Here is a 5376-nt window from a genome sequence, read left to right on the forward strand (position 1 = left end):
GTGGGGATGTTGCGCACAAACTGCATGCCCTGCCCGGTGATCGTCAGGCCGGGTTCGCGGGCCAGCATGTCGCGCACGGTGCGCGACACGCAGATGCCACCGGGGGCCGACAGGGTTTCAAGGCGCGCCGCGATATTGACCACATCGCCCAACACATCGCTCCCGTCGATCAGCACGCTGCCGTGATTGATGCCCACCCGCAGACGAATACGCAAATCCTCGGGATGGGTGCGTTCATGCGCTGCGATGGCGCGTTGCGCACTGAGCGAGGCATGAACCGCTGCCGCTGGACCGGGGAACTCGACCAAGAGCCCGTCGCCCATGGATTTGACGACGCGCCCGCCATGGTCCGCGATGGCCGGGTCGATGATAGCGTGCCGCAAAACGCGCAGCCGGTCAAAGACCGCGTCCTCGTCCATCGCGACAAGACGTGAAAACCCCACCACATCTGCGGCGGCGATGGTTGTCGCCCTGCGCTCCAGCGTCTTCACCTTTGTCCCCTTCGTCGCGGTGCCCGTTCCGCCCCCTGATTCTAGGGCATGCGGGTGATCTTTGTCACCTGAGCATTTGGGGTGATACCTAGCGTTGGGGCCATTTGTGTCCAGATATCAAGCCAACCTTTTGACAGAACGGTCACGGCCGGTTTGTCGCTAAAGATCAAGCCAAGCGTCAGCGGGAGCGAAATCCAGATCATGCCATAATAGGCCGGAATTTGCTTCAGCGGACCATATCCCTGCACGGAATAGGCATATTCCAGCATGCCGGTCAGGATCAGCAGATCATGTTTGGCGAGAAAATCGTAGAAGCTGTCATAGTGCAGCAAGTCCGTCGGCGCGCTCAGCGGCATGGGCAGGGTGAGGCCCCGAAAGAGCGCCAGCAGAACGTCATATTCCGCCAGCCGTACGAAAATCTCGGCCTTGACCTTGTCCGCATCGAACCCGGCCATCCAGTTTGCGGGATCGGCAAAGGGCTGGTTGGCCTCGTAATACCCCTTGAGGAGCGTGTAGTCGTCATAATCCATCAACGTGGCCGGTGCCGCCACGCCGGGAAACTGCCCGGTTGTGACCATGGCGCGGATCGTGTGGCCTGCCGGGTCCTGATGGTCGGCAGTCAGAAACATGCCCTCGCGGATGTTGCCGTTCATGAACCCACACTCGGCAAAATGCGCGGCCATATGGTCATAGGCGGGCGAGAGGTAACAAGTGCCAAGCTCGCAAGCGGTGGGCTGCCCGTTGGGCGAGGGGAGATCAAAGGTGACAGTATGCGTCTTGCCGCCAAAACGGTCGGTAGATTCGAGGATTTCGACATTGGTATAGCCCAGGCCTTGCAGACGATGTGCAAACATCATCCCCGATGGTCCGGCCCCCAGAATGATGATCGGCGCGGTCTTGTCGGTGGGCAGGGACCAACCCAGCTTTTCCTGCTGATCCAGCAACATGCCGCCATATTGCCAGCACTGCAGCACGGATTCAAAACAGGTCGAACCATGGACAAAGACCGTGTTGTTCTTGCCTTGCAGGCCGAGATAGTTCCACGGCCCGCCCCCGCGCAGCCCGGTATTGTCGAAATGGTCGAAATAGGGTGTCCGCAGATCGACCGTCGCACCTGTGCTGTCGGTGACAATCTCGTAATCGGGATAAGGCCACCAATCGAGCGTGGGCAGCGTCTGCTCCAGATTGGCAAGAAACTCCGCCTCGGTCATCGGCGGATTGGCCGGGCCCTGCAACTGATAGACGGTCACAAGGTTCTCGGTCATCGAATTGGCGGTTTCGAGCGAGAATTGCTTGGCGGTTTCATTGCGATAGCCGCTGACATGGCCCGCCATGGCGGTGATCTCGGTGGGGGCAAGAATGATCCCGTATTGCGGTGCAGGATTGGGCACTTGCACCCGCACCAGCGTGGTGTGAAAGGTGAAGTTGGTCAGTTGGTCAAAGACCGCGGTTTCCGTGGCGGTATAGTCGCAAATGCCGCTCAGATTGCGCGGATCACAGGCGACAACCAGTAGATCGCATGTCTTGGTGACAGGGGCTGCGCCGTCGATGGCGACGGTCAGCGTGACGGGCGGGGTGGATGCTTTGGTGTTCAAATGTGCTCTCCGGAAATATGTGATGCGGTGGAATGGGACCGGGGCCGGTCCCGTCCTTGATACACCGTTTCAGGCAGTCATTGAATCTCTAAAAGGTTGTATGGAACGCACGCCATCTCGGATCTCGCGTGCGTCGCCGCCGGATCGCTCAGGCCCGCGACGAGATGCGGCTGGACAACAGATCGCCGGTTTCCGTGAGGATCGGATAGGCCGCCATGGTAAACCCGGTGTTCACCTGCTTGAGGGCGCGCAGCGTCTCCTGATGGATATTGCTGGTTTCGATACTCTCGGTCAGCCCCTCGCGCAGACGGCCCAAATGCGCGCGCTGCAACTCTTGCTCCAGGGCGCGGATGCTGTCCTTTTCCGCCACCAATGCGCGGGCATCGTCGGGATGCTGGGTCATCATGACACGCAACGCCAGTTGCGCATTGGCCAGCACCCGGTCGTGGAAATCGCAAATCTCCTGCCATCCGGGGCGGGAAAAATGCACGCCTTCGGTCGTCAGACGCCGCGCAAGACTTAGAAGCGTGGTAGCAATCGCATCCCCCGCCGCCTCGAAATTGGCGGCGGTCGTCGAAAGATCGAGCGAGCTTTGGCTCAGCTCTTCCGCCAGACCGTTTCGCGTGAGTTGAGCGAGATAGAGCTTGGTGTCGAAGTGGCGTTTGCGCAGGGTCTCTTGGGCGTCGAGGATTGCCGATGCCGTGCCCTCATCCCACTGGGTAAAGAGTGTGGGCACCGGGCGCAGCATCGCCTCGACCATTTCACCAATCCGGATCACCTCGCGCGTGGCGCAGGACAGGGCACGGGTGGGATTGCCGAGCGCGCCGGGATCCAGCGCCGTGATGTGATCAAGCGCGCGACCTTGGCCGGGCGCAGACAAGAACGCACCGGCAAGCCGCGTCGCGACCCCGGTAAAGGGCAAGACAAGCACAACGAGCGCCAGATTGAACAGGATATGCAAATGGATGATCTGCGCCGCCGGCGTGGCCCCTAGCCATGCCAAAGGCGGCTGGAACGCCGTCAGCACGGCAAGCGTCAGTGCCGCCCCGCCCCCACGCAGACAGAGGTTTGACAGAACCAAGCGCCGCGCCTCAACCTCGGCCGCGAGTGTCAGACCAAAGGCGATGAAAGCACCGCCAAGGTTTGCCCCAAGGATCAGCGCCATGGCCGCCGAAACGGGCATCAGCCCTTCCATCACCAATGTAGCAAAGAGCAGAACAGCGGCCACCGAGGAATGCACCAGCCAGGCAAAAACCGCGCCGATCACAAAGGCGGTCAAGAGGTCTCGGGCCAGATATTGCATCGCCGCCGCCGCTGCGGGATTGTCGGTCAGGGGTTCGGTCGCCGCGCGCAGCATGTCGAGCGAAACAAAGATCAGCGCGAGACCGATCAGGATACGCCCAGTCTGGCGCACGCGCCTCTGATGCCCGCGCAAAAAGAGGATCACACCGCCCAGCAACAGAACCGGGATGAACCAAGCCTGCCGCGCCAGCAGCAACTTAGCCACAAGCGCCGATCCAAGGTCTGCGCCCAGCAGGATCGCAAGCCCTGCGGCAATGGCGATGCCGCCCGACGCCACGAAACCGGCGGTCAGAATGGCAACGGCGGTCGAGCTCTGCAGCGCCATGGCCGCAATCATGCCGGTAATGGCGGCCAGCACGCGGCTCTGACCCGAGCGGCGCAACCAAAGACGCAACTCTGCGCTAAAGGCCCGCTCGACCCCGGTGCGCACAAGGCGGACGGACCAGATCAGCAGCGCCGCAGCCCCGGCGATCTGGAGAAAGAAAACTGTGAGGTTTGGGTCGTCCAATTCGGTGACTCATCCGCGTGGCCGTGGTCAAGAGCACCGAGAGTGACCTGCGCAATACCGCTGCGCAAGGGGCGCGGGGGCAGAATTCGCCAAGTGTGACAGTTTTGTGAAGGTTTTATGACACGCCTTCACCGATACGTGCGCTCTTCGATGGGCGTCGCGTCGATCCGGGCGAGCAGCCGGTCAAGCAGGCTCTGTTCCGCACGATTGAGCACGGCGCGCGGGTTCCAGACCACATGCACATCGACCGCCGCCGTCTGATCATAGGGCGGCAATTGCCACAAGAGACCGTCGCGCACATCGCGCGCCGCCACATGCAGGGGGAGCGGGCCCACACCCAGCCCCGCAATGATCATGCGGCGCACTTCCTCCAGATGGCTGGAGGTCGCGATGATTTGATCGCCTAATTCGGCCTGCGCACGCATCAGCGTCACGGGCTTTAGCGCGTCCTGCAATCGGTCGGTTTCAAAGCTGACCGCAGAGCGCCCGGCGAGATCGGCGCGGGTCAAATCGCGCTGCCCAAAGAGCGCATGGCGCGGCCCACAAAAGAGGCCAAAGAACTCTCGATAGAGGCGCATATACTCCAGCTTGGGGTTGCGCTGATGCACAAGGCAGATGGCAAAGGAGGCAGAGCGCGCCGACACAGTTTCAATCGCCTGCGCCGAAGAATGCACCTCGATTGCTAGTGTCGCACGGGGGTTCTCGACGTGGAACTCGGCCAACACCTGATCAAAAAGCGGGCAGATCACATGAGAGGCCAGAGACAGCCGCACATGGCCCGTCACCTCGTCTGTCATGTCACGCATGAGGGTCGAGAGGCGCAGGATAGAGCCCTGGATATCGAGCGCCTCGCGATACAGAACCTCGCCCGCCTCGGTCAGCGCGAAATGCCCCGGCGCGCGGTGGATGAGACGCTTGCCCACCCGATCCTCCAGCCTTTTCAACGCTGTAGACACTGAGGGCTGTGTCAGGCGCAACCGGTGCGCGGCGTCAGTGACCGAAGTGGACTGCGCCAGCACGACAAAGGTGCGCAAGAGGTTCCAATCCATCTCGCGCATGATGCGTTCGGGGCTGTTGCGATCCTCTATAGGCTGCATCTATTGTCACAATTCCTTTTATCTATTTGATTAATGATTGACCGCTTTGCACCCTGCTCGCAAGCCCGGACATCACGGGCAGAGCGTGAAAGGGAGACGCATGTCGGTCGAGGCCCGCGAGGCGAGGCAGCCGTGGATTCTGTTGTCACCCGCCTTGGGAGCGGTGGCGCTGCTTTTGCTCGTGCCACTGATGTTCATCGTGGTCTATTCGTTCTGGCTGCGCTCGGCCATGGGCGCGGATACGGTCGGGTTCTACCTCGACAACTGGCAAAAGGCGCTCACGGATCGCTTTTATCGCGACATCCTGCTCAACACGTTGAAAATCGCGGCAATCACCACGGTGATCTGCGCCCTGATGGGCTATCCGGCGGCCTATTTCATCG

At 61.2% G+C, this 5376-nt stretch carries 4 protein-coding genes and 1 pseudogene; 1 reads left to right on the top strand and 4 read right to left on the bottom strand.

What is annotated here, in order from left to right; all coding sequences use genetic code 11:
* From KBT70_RS12505 to KBT70_RS12520, 4 genes are all read right to left on the bottom strand, one after another.
* Positions 1–491: adenylate/guanylate cyclase domain-containing protein (locus tag KBT70_RS12505; protein ID WP_296633812.1), on the bottom strand; the 491-nt coding region annotated here is incomplete at its 3' end.
* Between the two features lie 41 nt (positions 492–532).
* Positions 533–2086 (bottom strand): FAD-dependent oxidoreductase, encoded by a 1554-nt coding sequence (locus KBT70_RS12510; RefSeq protein ID WP_296633817.1) that lies wholly within the window; start codon positions 2084–2086, stop codon positions 533–535.
* 148 nt (positions 2087–2234) lie between these two features.
* Positions 2235–3896 (bottom strand): Na/Pi cotransporter family protein, encoded by a 1662-nt coding sequence (locus KBT70_RS12515; protein ID WP_296633820.1) that lies wholly within the window; start codon positions 3894–3896, stop codon positions 2235–2237.
* Positions 3897–4024: 128 nt separating this feature from the next.
* Positions 4025–4993, bottom strand: coding sequence for a LysR family transcriptional regulator (locus KBT70_RS12520; protein WP_296633823.1), 969 nt, complete (start codon positions 4991–4993; stop codon positions 4025–4027).
* A gap of 100 nt (positions 4994–5093) precedes the next feature.
* Here KBT70_RS12520 and KBT70_RS12525 point away from each other — a divergent pair.
* Positions 5094–5376, top strand: a pseudogene (locus tag KBT70_RS12525) (ABC transporter permease); the annotation flags it as partial.

The sequence above is a fragment of the Roseovarius sp. genome (assembly GCF_018066915.1).
Taxonomy (GTDB): domain Bacteria; phylum Pseudomonadota; class Alphaproteobacteria; order Rhodobacterales; family Rhodobacteraceae; genus Roseovarius.